This is a genomic window from Vibrio sp. 2-1-2a (genome assembly GCF_032648565.1).
Lineage (GTDB): Bacteria > Pseudomonadota > Gammaproteobacteria > Enterobacterales > Vibrionaceae > Vibrio > Vibrio diabolicus.
The window spans coordinates 1-21,425 of sequence record NZ_WBOH01000004.1; the positions used below are offsets into that span (position 1 = coordinate 1).

Here is a 21,425-nt window from a genome sequence, read left to right on the forward strand (position 1 = left end):
CATCTGACTTAACAAACCACCTGCATGCGCTTTACGCCCAGTAATTCCGATTAACGCTCGCACCCTCCGTATTACCGCGGCTGCTGGCACGGAGTTAGCCGGTGCTTCTTCTGTCGCTAACGTCAAACGATGCAGCTATTAACTACAACGCCTTCCTCACGACTGAAAGTACTTTACAACCCGAAGGCCTTCTTCATACACGCGGCATGGCTGCATCAGGCTTGCGCCCATTGTGCAATATTCCCCACTGCTGCCTCCCGTAGGAGTCTGGACCGTGTCTCAGTTCCAGTGTGGCTGATCATCCTCTCAGACCAGCTAGGGATCGTTGCCTTGGTGAGCCCTTACCTCACCAACTAGCTAATCCCACCTAGGCATATCCTGACGCGAGAGGCCCTAAGGTCCCCCTCTTTGGCCCGTAGGCATCATGCGGTATTAGCCATCGTTTCCAATGGTTATCCCCCACATCAGGGCAATTTCCTAGGCATTACTCACCCGTCCGCCGCTCGACGCCGCTATCGTTCCCCGAAGGTTCAGATAACTCGTTTCCGCTCGACTTGCATGTGTTAGGCCTGCCGCCAGCGTTCAATCTGAGCCATGATCAAACTCTTCAATTTAAGATTTTGTTCGGCTCAATGAATACTGAACATTACATAAAGTAATGTTTGAATTGACTGTGCTGAATCCGAAGATTCAATGGTCACTTCGTTTCATTGAAACCTAATTTGATACCGAAGTATCGAATTGGATTATCATCAACGAGTGCCCACACAGATTGATAGGTCTATATTGTTAAAGAGCACACTTTGAACTTCTCTTCAAAGTGGACGGCCATTTTAGCTAGATAACTTATCGTGTCAAACACTTTTTTAAGTTATTTATCTGCGAGTTAATTCTTAACTCACTGACCTTGTTGTCTAGGCTTCGCTTAACTTGCTTTCCCTTGACAACGGAGGCGCATTATAGGGCGTTCATTAAGGAACACAAGTGCATTTTAAAAAAAAACTCACCTTTTTAGTTCATTCGTATAGAAAACAGGCAAAAGGTTCTAAAACATTATAGAAAAGGGGCCAAATGGCCCCTTGAATGTGATTTTTATCTCATTTCTTATTGTATCTGTGCAATTACTGATGGGCACGAATTTGGTCATTAGTAACGATTAGCTGCACTTTCTTGTCTGGAACAATTTCACCAGAAAGAATCGATTTGGCTAATGGGTTCTCGACATTCTGTTGAATTGCGCGTTTTAAAGGACGCGCACCGTATACAGGGTCGAAACCAACTTGAGCGATCAAATCAAGTGCTTTGTCAGAAACCTCTAGTTGATATCCTTTTTCTTCTAGTCGTTTCGCCAAACGTTCCAATTGAATAGAAGCGATGGACTTGATGTGTTCTTGACCAAGTGGATGGAACACCACGATTTCGTCAACACGGTTCAAGAACTCAGGACGGAAGTGTTTGCTAACCACATCCATTACCTCACTCTTAATACCTTGATAGTCTAACGTTGCGAAATTCTCTTGGATACGAGATGAACCCAAGTTCGATGTCATGATCACCACCGTATTACGGAAGTCAACAGTACGACCTTGACCATCCGTTAAACGCCCATCATCGAGAACTTGCAGCAGAATGTTAAATACATCCGGATGCGCTTTCTCTACTTCATCTAACAAAATTACCGAATACGGCTTGCGACGAACCGCTTCCGTTAAGTAACCACCCTCTTCATATCCGACATAGCCTGGAGGCGCACCAACCAATCTTGCCACTGAGTGTTTCTCCATGAACTCAGACATGTCGATACGGACCATCGCATCTTCGCTGTCGAACATAAAGCTCGCAAGTGTCTTACAAAGCTCTGTTTTACCTACACCAGTTGGACCTAAGAATAAGAAGGAGCCAATTGGTCGGTTTGGATCAGAAAGCCCAGCTCGACTACGACGAATGGCATTCGATACAACAGAGACCGCTTCGCTTTGCCCTACCACACGATTATGCAGTACGTCTTCCATACGAAGTAGTTTCTCTTTTTCCGCTTCTAGCATCTTGGATACTGGGATGCCAGTTTGCTTAGAAAGTACTTCTGCAATCTCGTTGTCGGTTACTTTATTACGCAATAGTGTCATTTCCTGCATTTCCGCTTGGGTTGCAAGATCTAACTGCTTCTCAAGTTCAGGAATACGACCATATTGAAGTTCCGACATGCGGTTTAGATCACCAGCTCGGCGAGCAAACTCCATGTCCATACGAGCTTGTTCAAGCTCAGACTTAATATGTTGAGTGCCAGAAAGTGCGGCTTTTTCTGTATTCCAAACCTCTTCTAGTTCAGCGTACTCACGTTCTTTTTCATTGAGTTCTTCATTAAGCGCTTTCAAACGCTTTTCACTCGCTTCGTCGTGCTCGTTACTAAGCGCCTGTTGCTCAATCTTAAGTTGGATGATTTTACGTTCAAGCTTATCTAATGACTCTGGCTTAGAGTCAATTTGTAAACGAATGCTTGAAGCCGCTTCGTCGATTAAGTCGATCGCTTTATCTGGCAGTTGACGGTCAGAAACATAACGATGTGACAAACTCGCCGCTGCAACAATCGCTGGATCAGTAATTTCAACGTGATGATGAAGCTCATAACGCTCCTTCAAGCCACGTAAAATCGCCACGGTATCCTCAACGGTCGGCTCATCCACCAGCACTTTTTGGAAACGACGTTCTAACGCCGCATCTTTTTCGATGTACTGACGATATTCATCCAGTGTTGTTGCGCCAACACAGTGCAGTTCACCACGGGCTAATGCAGGTTTGAGCATGTTCCCCGCATCCATTGAGCCTTCACCTTTACCCGCACCAACCATAGTATGGAGCTCGTCGATAAACAGAATGATATTACCTTCTTCTTTAGCGAGTTCATTCAATACCGACTTCAAGCGCTCTTCAAATTCACCACGGTACTTAGCACCAGCAACCAGTGCGCCCATATCTAATGACAGCACGCGGCGACCACGTAAACCTTCTGGCACTTCATTGTTGACAATGCGCTGAGCTAAGCCTTCAACAATTGCGGTCTTACCTACGCCAGGTTCACCGATGATCACAGGGTTGTTTTTAGTACGGCGCTGCAATACTTGGATGGTACGGCGAATTTCATCATCACGGCCGATAACCGGATCCAGTTTGCCCTGCTCTGCTCGCTCGGTAAGGTCAATGGTGAACTTTTCCAATGCCTGGCGAAGCTCTTCTGCATTCGGGTCATTAACTTTTTGACCACCTCTGATCTTTTCGATTGCTTGGCTAACTTTTTGCTCTGTTAAACCGATCTCTTTGAGTAATTGCCCCAATGGTCCGCGATCTTCTAAAGCAGCAAGCAGGAAGATTTCAGACGAGATATAGGAGTCTTGACGCTTTTGCGCCACTTTGTCACACAGGTTAAACAACGTGCCCATCGAACTAGAGAGCTGTACATCTCCACCGATGCCACTGACTTTTGGTAATCGATCTAGCATTTCACTCAATTTAGAGCGTAAATGCGTTACGTCCACATCCAGCATAGTAAGCAATGGACGAATTGGACTGCCATTTTGGTCAAGCAAAGCCACCATGAGGTGAACTGGCTCGATATATTGATGATCGCGCCCTAACGCTAGTGATTGAGCATCAGAGATAGCGATTTGAAACTTACTTGTGAATCGATCAAGACGCATATCTACCTTCCTAACCTCAACTAAAGGAAATTCTTTTGACAGTTAGAAAGATGGATACTCAGAGGAGGAATTTCAAGGGAGTGAATGAATAAAGATAGCTTTGCAAAAATAGCACTATGCATCTTGGCACTTTAGTGCTTATAACTAATCTTCAATCCAAATAAAGGTGGCTTGTCGACCAGTTTTACCATCACGGCGATACGAATAAAAAGAGGCTTTATCTTGGTAAGTACAAAGTCCAGAGTCAAACACTTGTGTCACTCCAGCTCGATTTAGACGTTGCGTTGCCAGCACCGACATGTCAGCAAACCATTTGCCGTCGATATCGCGTGGAGTGAATGCTTGATGCGCCTGTGAGTCAAAATCAACAAAAGCTTGCAGAACATCTTCACCCACTTCAAAGGCTTGAGGGCCAATGGCAGGGCCAAGCCACGCTATCACTTCACCTGAAAATAACGCTAATGCATTTTCGACAATACCATTTGCTAAGCCGCGCCAACCTGCATGAACGGCGGCTACCTGAGTGCCTTGTGTATTCGTCAATAATACAGGTAGACAATCGGCGGTCATCGCTGAACAAACAACATGGCTTGAAGAAGTAAATACACCGTCCGCATCAAGCACTTGTGTTGTTGGTTCATTTGCTTGAGCCACAACAGTCGAATGTGTTTGGTTTAACCAGATTGGCGCATTGGGCATGTTCGCCTGCTGCGCCAACCAAGCTCGGTTCTTCTCTACTAAAGACAAATCATCCCCAACGTGAGTACCTAAATTTAGCCCTTGATAAGGGCCTGTCGAAAAACCGCCTATGCGTGTTGAGGCAAAAGCTTTGACATTTTTAGGCGCACGCCAATTCGGAATGATTGTCTTCATCTTAGAACTCTTCCGGTAAACCGTGCTCTTCCGTATCTTGACGAAGCGCTTCAGTCATCGCCACCATGTCATCAGGCACAGGAGCATGGAACTCAAGTACTTCTCCCGTAATTGGATGTTCAAAGCGTAGCATTACGGCGTGCAATGCTTGGCGATCGAAGCCACGGATCATTGCCGTTAGCTCTTCAGAAGCACCTGTCGGGATGCGAGCACGTCCACCATATGCAATATCACCAAGCAGCGGATGCTGAAGGTAAGACATGTGCACACGGATCTGGTGCGTACGACCCGTTTCAAGACGCAGACGGATACGTGTGTGTTCGCGGAAACGCTCAGCGACACGGTAGTGCGTTACCGCTGGTTTACCCATTGGTGCTACCGCCATAAGCGTGCGCTTGGTAGAATGACGACCAATAGGTTGGTCCACTTTACCGCCCGCTGTCATACGACCAATAGCGATCGCTTCGTACTCTCGAGTAATATTACGTTTTTGCAGTGCGCGAACCAGACGAGTTTGTGCAGGAACGGTTTTCGCCACCACCATCAGACCCGTTGTGTCTTTATCCAGACGGTGCACAATGCCAGCACGAGGCACTTCTGCGATATCAGGGTAATGATGCAACAACGCATTAAGCACCGTACCATCTGGCGTACCGGCACCTGGGTGAACCACAAAGTCACGAGGCTTATTGATAACGATAATATCGTCATCTTCAAAAACGATATCTAGCGGGATATCTTGCGCTTCCCAGCGTTCTTCATCTTCTAACTCGGCTTGCAATGTAATTTCCTCGCCACCCATTACTTTGGTGCGAGGTTTGGTGACAACTTCACCATTAACTTGAACTTTCCCATCAAGCAGCCACTCTTTCAGGCGCGAGCGAGAGAAGTCCGCGAATAATTCGGCGATAGCTTGGTCTAAACGTTGACCTAACTGGCTATCTTTTACGGTATTTGTTAATACAATCTGCTGAGCCATATCGAACTTTTTTAAAAACTGTGAGACTAATGCTCACGACTGTGAAAAAATAGACTATTACGTCATTGTATCTGTTACTGGAAAGAAAGTAACGGCAGCTTAAGAAATATTTAGATTCAAGGAACAGACTCCTGATATGAAACGTCAGACTTTAACAGGCCTTTTAGCGGTATCCCTTCTGTTTGGATGTGCAAGCAAAGAAGAAATCGTTCCTGATGTGCCGCCTTCGGAACTGTATGCAGACGCACAGATTTCTCTTCAAAGTGGTAATTGGCTTTCTGCAATTGAGAAACTGGAAGCATTAGACTCACGTTACCCATTCGGTGCCTACTCAGAACAGGTGCAGCTTGACCTAATCTATGCGTACTACAAAAACGACGACCTTGCTTTGGGCTTGGCAACCATTTCTCGCTTTATGCGTTTAAACCCAACCCATGAAAAAATGGACTGGGTACTGTACATGCGCGGTCTAAGCCATATGGCGCAAGATCGTAACTTTATGCATGATCTGTTCAGCGTAGATCGAAGCGATCGCGATCCTGAGCCAGTAAAAAAAGCGTTTGATGACTTCAAAAAACTGCTCCAACGCTACCCGAACAGTCCATACGCAGAAGATTCACAAAAACGCATGGTTGCGCTAAAAAACCGCCTAGCGAACTATGACTTAGCGACGGCTGACTTCTACCTCCGCCGTGAAGCCTGGGTAGCTGCAATTAATCGCAGTCAAGAGCTACAAAAAGCATTCCCAGACACAGAAGCGGCACGTAAGTCACTGACTATCCAGCTAGAGGCCTACAAGCAACTCGGTTTGGAAGACGCCGTAGCAAGAACTGAAAAGCTTATCGAGCTCAACCCTGTGAAGTAACTGAGCCGCTTCAAACTAAACCGCCACCGTTTTTACCGTGGCGGTTTTTTATTACCCGCAATAGCGTGCTCTGCCCTTGCTTGATGATCTACGGGGCTCTACATATGCTTAAAGTTCCCCTCCCCTTTATAAAAGGATGTGAACGTGACGATACCTAAGCTATGCGCAGTTATGCTGCTCTTATTGTCTGCTTCCGTTTGCGCACTGCAAATATCACCACTCAAGCAACCTCCTTACACTGGGGATCTCGATGTTATTAAAGAGAAGAATGTTTTACGTGTCCTCGTTTCTGCTGATCTAGGCTTCTATTACATTGAAGGCGGTACACCAAAAGGAATAGGTGCAGAACTCCTGGCGCATTTCGAAAAAGACCTTCGTAAGCTCAAACCGAAACTTAACGTGCAAATTATTCCTCTAGCCCGTGACCAACTTCTGCCAGCCTTAGAAAATGGCTCCGGTGATCTAGTCGTCGCCAATCTGACCATTACCAACACACGTAAACAGAAAGTCGATTTTAGTTCACCCATTCTTACTGGTATTGACGAGTGGATAGTCACGAACAAAAGCACACCAGCCATGACTAACATTGAGCAACTGAGCGGCAAAGAGGTTTGGGTACGTGCCAGTTCTAGCTACTTTGAGAGTATTCAAGCACTAAATAAGAAGCTAAATAAAAAAGGCTTGCCACCCGTTGTCGTACATTTTATTGAAGAAACACTGCAAGACTACGAACTGGTTGGGATGCTCAATAACGGCTACGTCAAAGCCATTGTTCTCGATAGTCATAAAGCCAAACTTTGGCTGAAAGTGATGGATGATATTCGAGCTCACCCAGAAATCCCTATTCGTGAAAATGGTAAAATCGCTTGGGCAATGCGGGAAAACAGCCCAAGTTTGAAAGCCGTCGTGAACAAGTTTATTCAGAAATCTCGTTCTGGGACACTGCTCGGTAACGTCATTTACGGAAAATACATCGATAACACAGGTTGGCTAAACAAAGCCCTTAACCCCAACAAAATTGCTCAACTAGAAAAGCTTGCTACGTTGTTTTCACGCTATGGTGAGAAGTACGATATCGACTATCTACTGATCGCAGCCGTCGCTTATAAAGAGTCCGGCTTTAATAACGACCTCGTTGGAAGTCGAGGTGCAGTCGGCATAATGCAAGTTCTACCCAGCACGGCTCGAGACCCTAATATCAATATCAAAAACGTTCGGCAGCTAGAAAACAATATTCATGCTGGCGTGAAGTATTTAGCATTTTTGCGTAAGCAGTACTTCAGTGATCCTGCTATTACGGAGGAAAATAAACTCTACTTTACCTTAGCGGCTTACAATGCTGGCCCCGGGAATGTAGAACGAATTCGTAAACGTGCAGCCCAGCAAGGCTACGATCCTAATGTTTGGTTCAATAACGTGGAAGTCGTTATGCGGAAAAGTTTAAGCTCAACGGTTGGATACGTTACCAGCATTAATCGCTATTACGTTATATACAAACAGCTAGAAAGTTTGGACCAGGTCAAAAGTCTAGAGCGGGTATCACTGGCTCCAAAGGATCCCTTCTTCATGATACCGCTACGAAAAGTCAGTCAAACGCCAGACACAAAAAAGCCGCTTGTACAATAAGCGGCTTTGTAAATAAATTCGTCTGAGATACTCAGTGACTGTCATCACACTTTACGTATAGTTAAATTTTAACCACCTCTAATATTAGGCCGTAAAACTTCCCTAAAAACGAAGACGTTTTCAGCTGAGTACTCTATCCAATCTACGGATTTACTAACCGATAACAAGCAATTTCACGATAAATCTCAGCAGATCTTGAGTGAGATCACATTCATTTTTCATCATAAAAACCCCGAACAAAATAATGATCTTAATCACATTTTTTTATGCTTAAAGCGGTAATCTGAACTCAACCCATGAGGGATGCAACAGAGGAAAAACACTTATGACAATGAATATCACTGGCAAAAACATCGAAATCACCTCTGCAATCCGAGCTCATATTGAGAGCAAGTTTAAAAAACTGGAGAAATGGCAAGTAGACCTAATTGGTTGCCAAGCAACTTTCAGTGAGGAACCAAACAAACAGAAGAAATTCGAAGCGGTTATTAAAGTTCCTAAAGGCCAGCTCATTGCCTCAGCAACTCACGAAGATCTTTACGCAGCTATCAACGAAGTGGAGCAAAAACTAGAACGACAATTGAACAAGCTGACCCACAAACCTGAAGCTCGACGTGCAAATAAGCCTGAGCTAGTGGAAGAAGAAGAGTAAACTGACCAGATTGAGGAAATAGCGCCGAAAGGCGCTATTTTTTTGCTTGACGCTCTCCCCCGCCTTGCTTATTGTGTTTAAACACTCATAAATTAAGCACTATTTATGCATTTAACCTCACTGTTTATTTTTGACTTCTTTTTCCTCCCATAGTCGGAGGGGCGAACTCGTTTGTGAAAGAAAAGTCAAAAACAAACAGAAAGCCTCCCAAATCGGGAGGCTTTTTTATAAGGAAAGAATTGATGACTGACCAACCTATTTCCCTCGAAGAAATTCGTTTGCGCTTGAATGAGTTGGATGACCAACTCCTCAGCTTATTGTCTGAGCGCCGTAAACTCAGCATTGAAGTAGCCAAAAGCAAAGTACAAACCTCAAAACCCGTTCGTGATGCCGTTCGAGAACAACAACTATTAGTTAAGCTGATTTCTAATGGCCGAGATAAATACGAGCTCGACGCGCAGTACATCACTAAACTTTTCCATACCATCATTGAAGACTCTGTGCTTCTTCAGCAAAGTTACCTGCAAAACCTCGTTAACCCGCAACAAAGTCGTAAGCCACTTGCTCGCGTCGCTTTCTTAGGAGCCAAAGGCTCTTACTCGCACTTGGCAAGCCGCGAATACTTCAGCCGTAAAAATACAGAGCTTATCGAGCTCAACTGCGAACACTTCAAAGAAGTGACTCAAACAGTAGAATCGGGCCATGCTGATTATGGTGTTCTGCCAATCGAAAACACCAGTTCAGGCTCTATTAATGAAGTGTACGACCTACTACAACACACGACGCTTTACATCGTTGGAGAGCTAACTCAACCAATCGAGCACTGCTTAGTTGCGAAAAAAGACATTCGTCTGGAAAACATTAAAACGCTGTATTCACATCCTCAGCCACACCAACAGTGCAGTGAGTTTTTAAGCCGTATGAAAGGTGTAAAACTGGAGTCTTGCGCCAGCACAGCAGATGCAATGCAAAAAGTCCAAGAGATGGATCGTGATGATGTTGCTGCAATTGGTAATGCATCAAGCGGTAAGCTATACGGCTTGCAAGCAATTCAAGGCAACATCGCAAACCAAACTGAGAACCATACTCGTTTTATCGTGGTTGCTCGCAAACCAGTTGAGGTTTCAACTCAGATTCCAGCAAAAACCACCTTGATCATGTCGACCTCCCAAGAGGCTGGCTCATTGGTTGAAACACTATTAGTGCTGCAACGTTACGGCATCAATATGACCAAGCTAGAATCACGTCCAATTATGGGGAACCCATGGGAAGAAATGTTCTACGTAGACTTGGAATCCCATCTTGCTTCGACAGAAATGCAACAGGCACTAGAAGAGCTAACAAAAATCACTAAACACTTGAAAGTATTAGGCTGTTACCCTAGTGAAAACGTAAAGCCTACCCAAGTAAAATTGAGTTAATAGACACCAGTGAGTAAAAAGATCATGGCAACCCAAAAAGTCGTAATCGCATCGCTAAACCCAGCTAAAATTAATGCCGTTCAAAGTGCATTTAACAGTGCATTTCCGCACCAAGAGTTCAACTTCGTTGGCGTCAGTGTACCGAGTGAGGTCGCAGATCAACCTATGACTGATGAAGAAACTCATCGCGGTGCACTAAACCGCGTTAAAAACGCAAAAGTAGAGATGCCAAACGCGGAGTACTATGTCGGACTTGAAGCGGGAATTGAAACAAACGTGACGTTTGCGTGGATGGTGATTGAATCGAATACTCACCGTGGTGAATCTCGCTCTGCGAGCTTAATGCTGCCGCCTAAAGTATTGGACAAACTCAAGCATGCGAATGAGCTGGGAGATGTCATGGATGAGGTGTTTGGTACCGAGAACATCAAACAGAAAGGTGGTGCCATCAGCCTGCTCACCCAAAACCAGCTGACTCGAAGTTCGGTTTACCATCAAGCCTTGATTCTGGCTCTGATTCCATTCACAAACCCTGAGCACTTCCCTTCAAATTTATAACGCTCCCCCCATTCGCTAGGTACGAAAAAGGGCGGATATTTCCGCCCTTTTTAACACGTTATCTTAACCACTTGTGATACCAATACCTAAAGGCGAATTGGACTCACTAGCTACTTAGATACCGCAACTTGCTCTAACAAAACCTTGAGTTTGTCTTTCTCTTCATCAGATTTAGACTTTAACTCGTTAGAGCCACGAGTAATAGTGGCAATACCCACGCCAAGCATCTGGCTGATCTGACGTTGAGATAATTCTCCTTTAAGAAGCTCGTTAATAATATTAACGCGTGATATTAATGATTCTCTCTCATCACGTGACATCAGCATGGTTAACAGCATGTCATCTTGCTCACTGTCCATGCTAGTTCGAATTAGCTCAATAATCTGTTGCCAGTCTTTGTACTCGGGTTCGTGCGACATCAAGTTACCTCACTCAATACTTGGTATTGATCTCATGTTGATTCAAGAACGCGCCATCGATACCCAAAAGATCACGGTAATATGTTTCAAACATCAGGATGTTTTGTACATAACCGCGTGTCTCTCTAAATGGAATTGCCTCAATAAAGGCATAAGCATCCACTTTTCCTTGGGTACGCTCTCGCCACGTTTTTACTCTGTTAGGACCTGCATTATAAGCAGCAAGAGCAAAAATACGATTATTATCGTAATCCTCTAATAAGCCTTGCAAATAATGGCTACCAATTTCGATATTTTTGCCCACATTGTAGAGATCCTGCGTACCTTGATAACTCAACTTATATTTACGTGCCGTGTACTTCGCTGTAGCGGGCATGATCTGCATAAGACCACGAGCACCAACTGGAGAACGGGCTTCGACATCCAACGCACTTTCCTGTCGAGCTAGGGACATCATCGTCACGGGATCTATGTTGTGTTTTTTTGCATAAAAGTTAAACCACCAGCGATGCGCAATCGGGAACCTCAGTTCGATATTATCCCACATCTGCGCTTGGATACTCGCGGTCACCGTTAGGTTATGCCAACGCTTAGAAGACGCATAAGCCGCCAACATCGCCTTTTCATCTTTCCCTACGCGGCGCAATAAATGTGCCCATTCACTTTTCGCTGCTGCGATTTTATCCGTCGCGATCAACTCTTCAATACGAACTAACGAGTCTTGGTAGGGTTGAACCACTCGCTTATCAAACTTAACCGTATGCGTAGGGTATTTGATTGATTGTCCAATCGCATTGGCGGCTGCCACACTATAGAAGTTTCGCTGCCCGACCAAAGTCGCTAAACGCTGTTTCCCTGCGATATCATCACCTAACGCAATTTCACTTCGTCCAAGCCAGTATTGCCAGCGAAGCGACGCTTGCTCTTCTTTATTGAGAACGGCAATCCACTCTTGTACGCCCTTCCAATCCGCGTTCTGAATCGCTAAGCGAATGCGAGTTTCAATGAGCGGTAAGTACTGGCTGGTTTTCGTTTTATCATCGCGCCACTTAGCTAGTGACTCAGACTCAGTACGGGTCAATCGAAATGCGATATAGTCAGCCAGGGCTTGCGCCGTTTCTGGAGAAAACTTCTGCCCTTTAATGACGGCATCATACGCACTCTGCGCTTGACTAGTATTCATGCGAGCTAGCTTTTCCAACGCATATTCGCTTTGCGCTCGATTAAAATCATTAGCCGGTTTTTTCTTCGCGAACTCCGCAACGCTTGAAGGGTTATCAAACAACGCCTTCATTTCTTTCGCTTGTTGCCTTGCCTGCGAGGATTTAGGCAGTTTAAGTAAGTAACTCATCAAACTGCCATTACGTGCATCAAACGCCAGTAGCATACGCTGGAGAATCAATTCATCAGTACGTTCACCTGCCTTGTCCCATGCTGCGAATAATGGATCGCACTCATCGGCAATACTTCTGCCACGCAACCACATATGCTCAGCCCCTTTAAACGCGGCGACTTTCTTACCTTGCTCTAACTGAGCCACGTAGAAAATACATTGGTAACGCTCGCCACTTGGAATGACTTTTTGAAACTCAGTAATGGTTTTCCAATCTTTTTGCTTATAAAGATGGTTGAGGTATGGAGCGCGCACACGACGAGAAAAAGGAAACGACTCGTGCTCCGAAATAAATTCGTTCACCTGCTGTGGCGATTTTTCCGGTAACTGTCTAATAAATGTTCGGTAGTCCACATAAGGCGTCAGTGGATAGTCAGAAATTTTAGGACGGATCGAAAGGTATCCGTCGATGTCATTTTTATCTAATAAATCTTGAGCTTGCTCATAAACTTCACGCTGCTTTTCCAAGCTCAGCGCAGCATTAGCACTCAAACTCATCGCACACAGCGCGGCGGCGCAGCATACGTTTTTAGCCAATTCAGATACGTTGAATCTCATTTGTGTCATTTTCCCCAGACATATACTGCCCCAAAGCCTCGTTTTGTTAGCGTTCATGTGATGTTAAGGCAATTTTCACACATGCATCTATTTACACAGAATGCAGATGTACATGTAAAGCAACTTAGTGTATTAAAAATTGTACTCGTGAAACTTTTAAGACGATGGAGACAAGGAGTTCCTAACTTGTGCAGAAAGCACTTCGTCATTTATAACGAATAACAAAAGTGTATACCCTAACCGTGTAAGTTTCCGGTCAGCTCAAAATAAGAAATCCATTCGAAAGGGAAATTCTTGCAATGCGGTAACAAAAACAAAGCACTTGGTATAAAATGATGGGTTTGAATGACAGTTAATTTAGGAACGATCGGCAATGGCTGAATACGTATATACCATGTCGCGGGTGAGCAAGATTGTGCCACCTAAGCGTCAAATTCTTAAAGACATCTCTCTGAGCTTCTTCCCTGGTGCGAAAATCGGTGTTTTAGGTCTGAACGGTGCAGGTAAATCCACACTGCTACGTATCATGGCAGGTATCGACACGGATATCGACGGTGAAGCACGTCCACAACCTGGTCTAAACGTAGGCTACCTACCCCAGGAGCCAGTATTAGACGAATCAAAAACCGTTCGTGAAGTTGTTGAAGAAGCGGTTGCTGACGTTGCTGACGCACTGAAACGTTTAGATGCGGTCTATGCGGCTTACGCAGAACCAGATGCAGACTTCGACGCACTTGCAAAAGAGCAAGGCGAACTTGAAGCTCTGATCCAAGCGAAAGATGGTCACAACCTAGAAAACGCACTTGAGCGAGCAGCAAACGCACTTCGTTTACCTGAATGGGACCAAAAAATTGCGCACCTATCAGGTGGTGAACGCCGCCGTGTCGCTATTTGTCGCCTGCTACTTTCTAAGCCAGACATGCTGCTGCTTGATGAGCCTACCAACCACCTAGATGCAGAATCTGTTGCTTGGCTAGAGCGCTTCTTAGTGGATTACACAGGTACTGTAGTCGCTATCACCCACGACCGTTACTTCCTAGATAACGCCGCGGGTTGGATCTTAGAGCTTGACCGTGGTGAAGGTATCCCATGGGAAGGTAACTACACTTCATGGTTGGAGCAAAAAGACGCTCGTCTACAACAAGAAGCGTCTCAAGAAAGCGCTCGTCAAAAAACCATCGAGAAAGAACTTGAGTGGGTACGTAAAAACCCTAAAGGTCGTCAAGCGAAATCAAAAGCACGTATGGCACGCTTTGAAGAACTGCAAAGCTCTGATCACCAAAAACGTAACGAAACCAATGAACTGTTTATCCCGCCAGGTGAGCGTCTAGGTGATAAAGTTATTGAAGTGAAGAACCTAACGAAGTCATTTGACGGCCGTGTTCTAATTGATGACCTATCATTCAGCATCCCTAAAGGTGCGATTGTTGGTATCATCGGTGCGAACGGCGCAGGTAAATCGACCCTATTCAAGATGTTAAGTGGTACTGAACAACCAGATTCAGGCACAATTGAAATGGGCGATACTGTGAAACTTGCATCGGTCGATCAGTTCCGTGACAGCATGGACGATTCTAAAACCGTATTCCAAGAGATTTCTGAAGGCGCTGATATTATTAAGATCAACAACTTCGAAATCCCTGCTCGCGCGTACTGTTCACGCTTTAACTTTAAAGGCAGCGACCAACAAAAAATCATTGGTGAGCTATCAGGTGGTGAGCGTAACCGTGTCCACCTTGCGAAACTGCTTAAAGCGGGCGGTAACGTGTTACTACTCGACGAACCGACCAACGACCTTGACGTGGAAACACTGCGTGCTCTAGAAGAAGCACTACTAGAGTTCCCTGGTTGTGCAATGGTTATCTCGCACGACCGTTGGTTCCTTGACCGTATCGCGACCCACATCATTGACTACCGTGACGAAGGCCAAGTTAACTTCTACGAAGGTAACTACACCGAGTACATGGACTGGTTGAAGAAAACGTTGGGCCCTGAAGCCGCAGAACCACACCGCATCAAATACAAGCGTATTGCGAAGTAATAGCAACCCGCAAAGTTTGATTGTAATTTGTACAAAGGCCGCTATCATAGCGGCCTTTGTTTTCTTTGTTATAAAAAAGAGCTCATTAGCCCGTCTCGTTCGTTAAGAACATGACATTGCACTTACGTCACTCTGTAGCGACCTCGACACTTTTCAAACAGCAATCGAACATTTTTTGTTCGCATTGATATACTATTCAATTCTGTTTGAAGACATGACGAGAAAATGCACATGGCAGAGAGACGACGCTTTTCACGCATTCTCCATCAAGCGCCAGCGAAGGTAGAACAACGTGACTTGGCAATTGAAGCTAGGATTCAAGATCTTTCCTTACATGGTTTACTCATGAAAGTGGAAGAGACTGAGGCTTTGGATCCAGCCCTTCCAGTCCATGTGACTTTTTCATTTGATCAATCCGAACAAGTGATTACGTTAAAAGCGCAAATTGTGGATGTTTCTAAGTGTGAGATTAGGTTAAAGATCATCAAGATAGACATCGAGAGCATTAGCCAACTAAAACGATTTATAGAATTGAATGTAGGCAATAACGACCTTCTGAACCGAGAGTTAGAACATCTCTCTGATTTAGGAGAAAAATAAATGAACGCCTATTTAAGTAACAATAACTATGTCTAAAAAAATCATCATGCAGATCCCGACGAAAGACGGCGATCAGCAGTTCTATTTGGGCCGCAGTTCGGTCCTAGCAGTATTTGCTTCGGTATTGGCATTACCCGCCGTCGTTGGTGGCGCGTGGTATCTCAATCAACAGCAGATACACAATAAAGACGAACTAACACAAACCATCGCCAAACTAGAAAGTGAAAAGGCCGAAATCACCGCGCTTTATGAAGAACAGCTTGATACCAACCACTCGCTTTCTCAGTCATTGACCGATAAAAACAATCAAATTCAGCTATTAGGAAAACGGGTATTCGACGTCGAATCGGTTCTAGGTCTCGCTGACGAAGAGCTGATGATCGATGAAAACAACATGGCGTTAGAAGAGCGAATTGATGCAGCAGCTATCGATTCCGCGGTTCGAGCAACCATGTTTCGTTTGATTCCAAATGATAGCCCAGTGACATACCAACGTATTTCTTCTTCCTATGGCAGTCGCATTAATCCTATTTCAGGTAAACGACACGTTCATACTGGTATCGATCTTACCTGTAAACGAGGAGAAGAAATCCTCGCACCTGCAGACGGAGTGGTGGAAACCGTTCGCCCGAGTAATCGTGGCTATGGCAACTATGTCACTATTCGTCACTCATTTGGCTTTATGAGCTCCTTTGCTCACTTACAACGCTTTAAAGTGAAAAGCGGCCAATTTGTCAGTAAAGGCGATGTGATTGCTCAATGTGGTAGTTCAGGTAATTCCACTGGCCCGCACCTGCATTACGAGGTTCGCTTTCTCGGGCGAGCACTCAACCCTCAATACTTGATGGAGTGGACACCTGAAAACTTCAATTATGTATTTGAAAAAGAGAAAAAAGTGAAATGGGGCCCTTTAGTTCAATTGATTGATAATGTCGTGCGTCTGCAAGTCAATTTAACCAACTCCCCCTATCGCGACACCAGTATCAATACAGTATCAAGTGAAGATACCAGCAATACCGCGACTAACTGATTTATCTCTCGACATAAAAAAGAGCAGCGTAAGCTGCTCTTTTCGTTTCGGGCTCCACACGGATAGATAACCCGCGATTAACCGCGATGAATATTATCATTCGCCTGTTTGAGTAAGTTTTGGCTCTCATTCATAAATTGTTGTGAATAATCACCAAACCACTCACTCACCTGCTCAAAGCTTTCGACAAATTTGGCTTTATCTTTGCTATCCAAAATCGCAAGTGCTTCGCCGAAGCGTTGGTGGAATCGCTTAATCATGTCGATGTTTTCTTGCGATGAGAGAATAATGTCACCGTAGAGGTTTGGATCCTGACCAAACAGACGCCCTACCATCGCCAACTCCAGGCGGTAGATTGGTGAGCTCAACTTTAACAGTTGCTCAATGTTCGGGTTCTCTTTGCTTAGATGCATGCCGTAAGCAAATGAGGTGAAGTGACGCAGCGCTTGGATTAACGTCATGCCATGATCGTGCTCTTGCGCATCAATCTGACACAAGCTCGCACCCCAAATACCAAACTGTTGCAGCAACCATTGGTATTGATCATTTCCACGCCCATCACAGTACACAATCACCTGCTTGGCAAGGCTCGGCACATCTGGACCAAACATTGGGTGTAAACCAACCACCGGTCCTTGGTGCACATTCAACATTGCTTGCAGTGGCTTAGATTTGATAGAAGTCAGGTCACACAGAATACAGTCTTGTGGCAGATTACCTAGCTTTTCAATCACACCTTCTGTTAGGTGAATTGGTACAGTAACCACCACCAGGCCCGCATCTTTTAGGATGTCATCCGCACGCCCCCAGTCTTTGCTACCAAGCACTTTGACTTGATAACCAGATAACTTGAACATACGTCCAAACAGGCCGCCTAACTGGCCATTACCACCAATAATGACCACTGAGCGTAATTCAGGGTTCAAACACTTAAAACCGGAGTCTTTTTCACTGGCATAAGACTCACGCATGGTACGACGCAGAATATCTTCAATAAGCTGTGGAGGAATTCCCATTTTCTCAGCTTCTGCTCGGCGAGAAGCCAGCATCGCCGCTTCACGATCAGGGGCATAAATAGGCAAACCATGTTCGCTTTTTACTTCCCCAACTTTTTCTACGAGCGCCAAACGCTGAGCTAATAGCTCCAACATTTGCTTGTCGACTGCATCAATCTGATCGCGTAATGCGTTAAGTTCAACTGCCATTGATGTTCCTTAAATCCTGTATTAATTAGCCTTTAGACGATTTTCTAAGAAAGGCACTAGCTCTTCATGTGCATGACGTAATAGTGCCTCAGTTGAATCCCAATTGATACATGCGTCGGTGATAGATACACCGTATTTCATCTCTTCAAGAGCTAAGTCAGAAGATTGATTTCCTTCATTGATATGGCTTTCAATCATAAGACCGATAATAGATTTATTGCCTTCACGGATTTGATGAATCACATCCTCCGCGACTAATGGCTGGCGACGGTAATCTTTACGTGAGTTGGCGTGACTGCAATCCACCATTAGTGATGCATCAAGACCAGATTTCGCCATTTCTTGCTCACACTCAGTAACTGATACTGAGTCGTAGTTAGTTTGCTTGCCACCACGTAAGATCACATGCCCATTAGCATTACCCTGAGTGGTCAATAGCGCTACTTGTCCCTCACGGTTGATCCCCATAAAACGGTGGCTAGAAGACGCAGCTTGCATCGCATTGATTGCAGTTGCCAAACTACCATCCGTGCCATTTTTAAAACCGATTGGCATAGACAGGCCACTTGCCATTTCACGGTGAGTTTGTGACTCCGTAGTACGTGCGCCGATCGCAGCCCAACTAAAAGTATCCGCCAAGTATTGTGGGCTAATTGGGTCCAGAGCTTCAGTCGCGAGCGGGATTTCCATCTCTGCCAATTCCACTAGCAGTTCGCGTCCAACATGCAGACCATGTTCAATATCGAAGCTGCCATCGAGGTGCGGATCGTTAATCAGCCCTTTCCAGCCGACCGTGGTGCGTGGTTTTTCAAAGTAAACACGCATAACAATATACAGTTGGTCACTTAGTTGTTCAGAGAGCGCTTTAAGACGTTTTGCGTAATCCTTCGCCGCTTCCACGTCGTGGATAGAACATGGACCACATACAACCAGCAGGCGATGATCCTTTTTATGAATAATATTAGCGATAGTTTGGCGAGACTCTTGAATAAAGCGGCGCGCTTTTTCACTCAAAGGAAGCTTGGTTTTTAGCTCCTCTGGGGTAATAAGAACCTGCTCTTCGCTAATATTAATATTGCTCAACTCACTTTTCTGCATAACTCTAACCTGTATATTTATTTTTACACCCAACCAAATCCTTGGTGAGACAACTAAGCTTTAACGACAAGATAACAGGCTAAAAAAGAAAAACAAGCGTACACAATAAAAAACATTTGGTGTAAATTTTTATTTACACACAAATAAAAAGCCAAAGTATAATTAACTTTGGCTTCTAATCGGTGTTTTGAATCGTTTACAAGAGGTTTAGCTGGTCAAGCGTTTCATCGCTTCACTCGCCGCTTTCCACTCTTGAGATAACTTGAGATCGCTTAGAAAAAACGACTGTTTTTTCAGTAACGCATCCGCCAGTGGCACTGTTGATACTGGCAAGTTATCCAACACCTCAATGTGTGCTTCACGCTTATTACACATCAATAGCATATCACAACCGGCTTTCAAGGCTTGAGCCCCACGCTCGGCAGGACTACCCATGATGGCAGCGCCTTCCATCGTCAGATCATCGGAGAAAACCAAGCCTTTAAAACCGAGTTGCTGTCGCAAAACTTGTTTCAACCAGTATTCTGAACCACTCGCAGGCTGAGAGTCGTAGTTCGGAAAAATCACGTGAGCAGGCATCATGGCATCTAAAATACCGGCATCAATTTGCGCTTTAAAGATAGCCATGTCTTGTTCAAAAATGTCGCTGCGCTCGTCGTATGGCGTTTCTAAGTGTGAATCAGCAATCACACCACCGTGACCTGGGAAGTGTTTGCCTGTTGTTGCCATTCCAACGCTCTTCATACCCTGCATGTAAGCGGTGCTAAATCGAAGAATGGTATCGGCATCTTCGCCAAATGCTCGGTTACCGATCGCTTTACATTGATGACCTTTATCGAGCACGGGTGCAAAGCTTAAATCAATGTCGTGTGCTATCAACTCCGCTGCCATTAGCCAACCGCCCATACGTGCTAACTCTTCACCATTTTGATGTTTGGCGTATTCTTCGGCTGCAGGGATCAACGAGAAACCTTCACGGAAGCGTTGTACTCGCCCCCCTTCTTGATCCACACCGATCAAAATCGGGCGCTTGGCTGCCTTGCGGATTGATAGAGTAAGTGCTTGAAGCTGTTCACTATCATGATAGTTGCGAGCAAATAGAATTAAGCCACCAACCGTAGGATGTTCCAGAATTTCTTTGTCTTCAGCGGTCAGTTCATAACCCGCGACGTCAACCCATAACGGTCCCATGTTTTCTCCTCAAAATCGGCTGAATATCTCGTATTCGATGAGGTTATTCGCTTCAGATTTGCTTTACAATAAGTGAATGAAGAATTGACGAGATCGGCTATGAAATTTAACGAACTGTACATTGGTGTGATGTCTGGAACGAGTATGGACGGCGTTGATACCGCTCTGGTTGAAATAAGTGATGAGCACGTTCGTCTGGTTGCGCACGACGATTACCCAATGCCCACAGCACTGAAAGAAATGCTGTTATCTGTTTGTACCGGTCAAGCCACAAATTTAAAAGCCATAGGTGAATTGGATCACCAACTTGGCCACCTCTTCGCTGACGCCGTTTTACAACTTCTCAATAAGTCTGGCTACGTCGCGGAACAAATTCGTGCGATTGGTAATCACGGTCAAACGGTATTCCACCAACCTACTGGAGAGTTACCCTTTACCACTCAGTTGGGTGATGCCAACATCATCGCAGTGAAAACAGGGATTGATACGGTTGCAGATTTTAGACGTAAAGATATGGCGCTAGGTGGTCAAGGTGCACCGCTGGTTCCCGCTTTTCATAAAAGTATCTTTGCCATGCAAGATTCCACCACCGTCGTGCTAAACATCGGCGGCATTGCCAACATTTCGGTTTTGCATCCGCAGCAACCCGTGCACGGCTACGATACAGGGCCGGGCAATATGTTGATGGACGCGTGGTGTGCGCTGCACACTGGGCAAAGCTTCGACAAAGATGCACAATTTGCACTGAAAGGAACGGTAAACGCTACTTTGTTGACTCAATTACTTAAAGAAGCTTACCTCGCCATGCCAGCACCTAAAAGTACCGGGCGAGAACTGTTCAATATTGACTGGCTGCATCAGCAACTGGCTCATTACAATTTACCAACCGAAGACGTACAGCGTACACTCTGCGAATATTCTGCGATTACCATTGCCAACGAAGTCGACAAGTTTTCTCATGGCAGCATGCCTCAACTATTGGTCTGTGGCGGTGGAGCAAGAAACCCACTTTTAATGCAGCGATTGACTAAGTTATTGCCACAATGGCACGTTGCGACAACGGCAGAAAAAGGCGTTGATGGTGACTACATGGAAGCCATGGCATTTGCTTGGCTTGCGCAGCGCTATATTCATAGCCTCCCTAGCAATTTACCGGAAGTCACAGGGGCAAGTCGTCTCGCTTCACTTGGCGTACTCTACTCAAAAAATTAATCACGAAGG

At 45.1% G+C, this 21,425-nt stretch carries 17 protein-coding genes, 1 rRNA gene and 1 other annotated feature; of the genes, 9 read left to right on the forward strand and 9 right to left on the reverse strand.

Annotation, left to right across the window (positions count from 1 at the left end; genetic code table 11):
* From F7Y48_RS11780 to rluD, 4 genes are all read right to left on the reverse strand, one after another.
* Positions 1–614: ribosomal RNA gene (locus F7Y48_RS11780) — 16S ribosomal RNA — on the reverse strand; the annotation flags it as partial.
* A gap of 507 nt (positions 615–1,121) precedes the next feature.
* On the reverse strand, positions 1,122–3,695 hold the full coding sequence (gene clpB / locus F7Y48_RS11785) for an ATP-dependent chaperone ClpB (RefSeq protein ID WP_316684323.1): 2,574 nt from the start codon (positions 3,693–3,695) through the stop codon (positions 1,122–1,124).
* A gap of 144 nt (positions 3,696–3,839) precedes the next feature.
* Positions 3,840–4,568 (reverse strand): peptidoglycan editing factor PgeF, encoded by a 729-nt coding sequence (gene pgeF / locus F7Y48_RS11790; RefSeq protein ID WP_006743119.1) that lies wholly within the window; start codon positions 4,566–4,568, stop codon positions 3,840–3,842.
* Between the two features lies 1 nt (position 4,569).
* On the reverse strand, positions 4,570–5,547 hold the full coding sequence (rluD, locus tag F7Y48_RS11795; RefSeq protein ID WP_005385913.1) for a 23S rRNA pseudouridine(1911/1915/1917) synthase RluD: 978 nt from the start codon (positions 5,545–5,547) through the stop codon (positions 4,570–4,572).
* A 136-nt stretch (positions 5,548–5,683) separates the two neighbouring features.
* Here rluD and F7Y48_RS11800 point away from each other — a divergent pair, with 136 nt between their 5' ends.
* From F7Y48_RS11800 to yjjX, 5 genes are all read left to right on the forward strand, one after another.
* Positions 5,684–6,412, forward strand: coding sequence for an outer membrane protein assembly factor BamD (locus tag F7Y48_RS11800; RefSeq protein ID WP_006743118.1), 729 nt, complete (start codon positions 5,684–5,686; stop codon positions 6,410–6,412).
* Positions 6,413–6,583: 171 nt separating this feature from the next.
* A complete protein-coding gene (locus F7Y48_RS11805; RefSeq protein WP_395206061.1) occupies positions 6,584–8,038 on the forward strand; it encodes a transglycosylase SLT domain-containing protein in 1,455 nt (484 codons plus the stop codon).
* 325 nt (positions 8,039–8,363) lie between these two features.
* Positions 8,364–8,690, forward strand: a complete 327-nt coding sequence (gene hpf / locus F7Y48_RS11810) for a ribosome hibernation-promoting factor, HPF/YfiA family (protein WP_005397484.1) — start codon at positions 8,364–8,366, stop codon at positions 8,688–8,690.
* Between the two features lie 108 nt (positions 8,691–8,798).
* Positions 8,799–8,920: a sequence feature (Phe leader region), on the forward strand.
* 12 nt (positions 8,921–8,932) lie between these two features.
* The gene (pheA, locus tag F7Y48_RS11815) at positions 8,933–10,111 is read left to right on the forward strand and encodes a prephenate dehydratase (protein ID WP_005397485.1); all 1,179 of its coding nucleotides are present in this window, start codon (positions 8,933–8,935) and stop codon (positions 10,109–10,111) included.
* 24 nt (positions 10,112–10,135) lie between these two features.
* Positions 10,136–10,669, forward strand: coding sequence for an inosine/xanthosine triphosphatase (yjjX, locus tag F7Y48_RS11820; protein ID WP_046873939.1), 534 nt, complete (start codon positions 10,136–10,138; stop codon positions 10,667–10,669).
* Positions 10,670–10,779: 110 nt separating this feature from the next.
* Here the strand turns inward: yjjX and trpR are convergent, their stop codons facing one another.
* A complete protein-coding gene (gene trpR, locus F7Y48_RS11825; protein WP_012842123.1) occupies positions 10,780–11,088 on the reverse strand; it encodes a trp operon repressor in 309 nt (102 codons plus the stop codon).
* 13 nt (positions 11,089–11,101) lie between these two features.
* Positions 11,102–13,048, reverse strand: a complete 1,947-nt coding sequence (gene sltY / locus F7Y48_RS11830; RefSeq protein WP_395206058.1) for a murein transglycosylase — start codon at positions 13,046–13,048, stop codon at positions 11,102–11,104.
* 364 nt (positions 13,049–13,412) lie between these two features.
* Here sltY and ettA point away from each other — a divergent pair, with 364 nt between their 5' ends.
* The 3 genes from ettA (at position 13,413) to F7Y48_RS11845 (ending at position 16,710) form a co-directional block, all read left to right on the forward strand.
* Complete coding sequence (gene ettA / locus F7Y48_RS11835; RefSeq protein ID WP_005381894.1) at positions 13,413–15,080, forward strand: energy-dependent translational throttle protein EttA; 1,668 nt, start codon at positions 13,413–13,415, stop codon at positions 15,078–15,080.
* Positions 15,081–15,311: 231 nt separating this feature from the next.
* The gene (locus tag F7Y48_RS11840; RefSeq protein WP_046874174.1) at positions 15,312–15,680 is read left to right on the forward strand and encodes a PilZ domain-containing protein; all 369 of its coding nucleotides are present in this window, start codon (positions 15,312–15,314) and stop codon (positions 15,678–15,680) included.
* Positions 15,681–15,708: 28 nt separating this feature from the next.
* Positions 15,709–16,710 (forward strand): M23 family metallopeptidase, encoded by a 1,002-nt coding sequence (locus F7Y48_RS11845; protein WP_005397491.1) that lies wholly within the window; start codon positions 15,709–15,711, stop codon positions 16,708–16,710.
* A gap of 77 nt (positions 16,711–16,787) precedes the next feature.
* On the opposite strand, the gene tyrA is transcribed toward F7Y48_RS11845, so the two are convergent.
* The 3 genes from tyrA to nagZ form a co-directional block, all read right to left on the reverse strand.
* On the reverse strand, positions 16,788–17,915 hold the full coding sequence (gene tyrA / locus F7Y48_RS11850) for a bifunctional chorismate mutase/prephenate dehydrogenase (protein ID WP_301658604.1): 1,128 nt from the start codon (positions 17,913–17,915) through the stop codon (positions 16,788–16,790).
* A 21-nt stretch (positions 17,916–17,936) separates the two neighbouring features.
* Positions 17,937–19,013: a 3-deoxy-7-phosphoheptulonate synthase gene (locus F7Y48_RS11855; RefSeq protein ID WP_005397501.1), complete on the reverse strand. Its 1,077-nt coding sequence runs from the start codon at positions 19,011–19,013 to the stop codon at positions 17,937–17,939.
* A 207-nt stretch (positions 19,014–19,220) separates the two neighbouring features.
* Entirely contained in the window at positions 19,221–20,204 is a 984-nt protein-coding gene (gene nagZ, locus F7Y48_RS11860; protein ID WP_316684343.1) for a beta-N-acetylhexosaminidase, read from the reverse strand.
* A gap of 99 nt (positions 20,205–20,303) precedes the next feature.
* Between nagZ and F7Y48_RS11865 the strand changes: the two genes are divergently transcribed.
* Entirely contained in the window at positions 20,304–21,416 is a 1,113-nt protein-coding gene (locus tag F7Y48_RS11865; RefSeq protein ID WP_316684344.1) for an anhydro-N-acetylmuramic acid kinase, read from the forward strand.
* The last annotated feature ends 9 nt before the right edge of the window (positions 21,417–21,425 follow it).